Below are 2,622 nucleotides of genomic sequence, written 5' to 3'. Positions count from 1 at the left end.
CCGCCATTTCTCCGAATACGGCGGAGCAGCCCTCGGATGCCTTATAATACGGACGGGTGTAGGGGCTGCTCTCCCCCATGCCATAGGAATACAGCTCCACCGGCCCCCACCAGGTATGATCCTCCTGGCCGTTGCCCACCTGGAACACGATCTCGTCCCCCAGGTCGCATGCCGCCAGGTAATCCAGCACAAAGCTCAGGTTGTTGACGTAGTTCTCCATCTCGCCGCATGCCTGAACGCCGTCCCCATACTGGTACAGCCCCCACGCCAGCATGGACGCAGAATACGCCATGGGCAGATTGAATTTCACATGATCGCCGGCATCGTACCAGCCACCGTCAATAAAATCATCGGTGGTAGCGTCCGCACGCCATTCCACCCGGTTCCACGCCGGCAGATGCCCTGCCTGCTGGCACTCGTAAAAATACAGGGACATTTGCAGAGCGGTGGCGTAGTTGATGTCCGCCGCTGCCCCATGCAGACCGGCGTTCTGTACCGGCAGACTGCCTGCCGCCCCTGCAAGGATCGCCCCCGTGCAGGCAAGACTGATGATGCGCTTGTTCATTGGTTCATCCTCCCTTATTTCTCTTGTAGGCAGCCCTCTGCCGCCTTCGGAATTCCTCTCGTTCGGATCGGTTCGTACAGACCGATCCATGATAAGTATGCCATTTCTTTTGCCAAAAGTCAAGGCTGCCGGATGCTTTTGCTCCATTCGTCAAAGAGAACGCCCCATTCTTGTATAAAATGACAGGACAAGGGCATGCTATCCACAGAAGCCGGGCGGCTGCGTCCGGAATATACAGAAAGGATAGGCAACACCATGTCCAGAAAGGATCTTCAGCAGACCATCGAGCAGGAGCCCCTGCGCCCCAGCCTGGAGGCAAATCTGTCCCGAATCAAGGAGATCGGAGGCGGCACGTCGGATCTGCTCATCAACCCGGTGCGGGTCTCCGGGATCCCCTGCGTGCTGCTGTGCTGCGAGGGAATGCTGTCCACCGCCACCATCACGGAGCTTGTGCTGCACCCCCTGATGAAGCTGCATCTGCCGGATGCCACCGGTCCCAGGCTGCTGGAGCACATCAACGATGAAATGCTCCTGTCGGTGGATCGTCCCGTCCCCCTGACCTTCGGGGATGTGTTCCGCACCATCAACTCCGGCTTTGCGGTGCTGCTGGCGGACGGGGCGAACCATGCCCTTGCCTTCGGGGTGCAGGGCTACGACAAACGGGGCATCGACGAGCCCTCCAGCGAGGGAAACGTGATGGGCGCCCACGAGGGCTTCACGGAGGTGGTGCGTACCAACATGTCCCTGATCCGCCGGCGGATGAAGTCCCCGGTGCTGGTGCAGCAGCTGTTCGTCATGGGGGAAAAGAGCCGGACGGATCTGTGCCTGTGCTACATGTCCGACCGGGTATCCCCCAGACTGCTGGAACAGATCCGGCAGGATCTGGAGCACATGCAGCTGGAGACCATCCTGTCCTCCGGCTATGTGCGCCCCTTCCTGGAGCGCCGGAACTGGCGGATCTTCCACGCCACCGGCACAACGGAGCGGCCGGACGTGCTTTGCTCCAAGCTGCTGGAGGGACGGGTGGCGCTGCTGATCGACGGCACGCCCTTTGCCATCTTCCTGCCCAAGCTGTTTGTGGAGAATTTCCAGACCCTGGACGATTACACCTGCAAGCCCTACTATGCCGCCTTTGTCCGGTGGATCAAATATCTGGCGTTTTTCCTGGCGCTGCTGCTGCCGGGGGGATACACCGCCATTGCCCTGCACCATCCGGAGCTGCTGAACAGCACCCTGCTGCAGCTGCTGACGGAAGCGGAGGCAAACGCCCCCTTCTCCCTGATGACCGAGTCCATCGGGGTGCTGCTCATGTACGAGGTGATCCGGGAAGCGGGGATCCGACTGCCAAAGGCGGTGGGAGGAGCGGTCAGCATCGTTGCCGGGCTCATCATCGGGGATGCGGCAGTGTCCTCCGGCTTCATCAGCACCCCGCTGCTGACGGTGACGGCGCTGTCCGTCACCACCGGCTTTGTGATTCCGGAGCTGAGCCACGAGATCACCGTGTTCCGGTTCCTGTTCATTCTCTGCGGAGGACTGTGGGGGCTGTTCGGTATCAGTCTGCTGGGCATGGTGATGCTGCTGAATCTGTGCGCAACAGAAGCCTACGGCTATCCCATTACAGCGCCCCTTGCGCCCTTTGCCCCCCGTGCCATGCGGGATGTACTCACCCGGATCGGTCTGCGCCGCATGCAGACCGGCAACTTTACTGTGGAGGAGCTGCATGAATAAGATCCGTTCCATCCAACCAGAAAGCCTACGGCTATCCCATTACAGCGCCCCTTGCGCCCTTTGCCCCCCGTGCCATGCGGGATGTACTCACCCGGATCGGTCTGCGCCGCATGCAGACCGGCAACATCAGGCGGCATCCCACAAAGCACGCCTGGCGGCTTTGCACAGTATCTGCTGGCATATTTTCCGCCATATCACACAGATACTCCTCGCAATACGCAAGTATTCCTGCGTCGTTTCTATGCAATCTGTCGAAAAATCTACTGGCGCATCTGCCGCACAAGCCTTGTGGGATGCCGCCTGCCCTGTGGAGGAGCTGCATGAATAAG

2 protein-coding genes are annotated in these 2,622 nt (G+C 60.1%); one reads left to right on the top strand and one right to left on the bottom strand.

The features are described 5' to 3' along the window. Positions 1 to 565: glycoside hydrolase family 9 protein (locus QVO51_RS04475; protein WP_288167850.1), on the bottom strand; the 565-nt coding region annotated here is incomplete at its 3' end. A 255-nt stretch (positions 566 to 820) separates the two neighbouring features. Between QVO51_RS04475 and QVO51_RS04470 the strand changes: the two genes are divergently transcribed. Beyond that, positions 821 to 2,293 (top strand): spore germination protein, encoded by a 1,473-nt coding sequence (locus tag QVO51_RS04470; RefSeq protein ID WP_288167849.1) that lies wholly within the window; start codon positions 821 to 823, stop codon positions 2,291 to 2,293. Positions 2,294 to 2,622: the final 329 nt, after the last annotated feature.

The sequence above is a fragment of the Ruminococcus sp. CAG:379 genome (genome assembly GCF_000434255.1).
GTDB classification, from domain to species: domain Bacteria; phylum Bacillota; class Clostridia; order Oscillospirales; family Ruminococcaceae; genus Ruminococcus_F; species Ruminococcus_F champanellensis.
The sequence above is the reverse complement of the archived record's forward strand: the minus strand, read 5'-3'. Positions and strand labels throughout refer to the sequence as shown.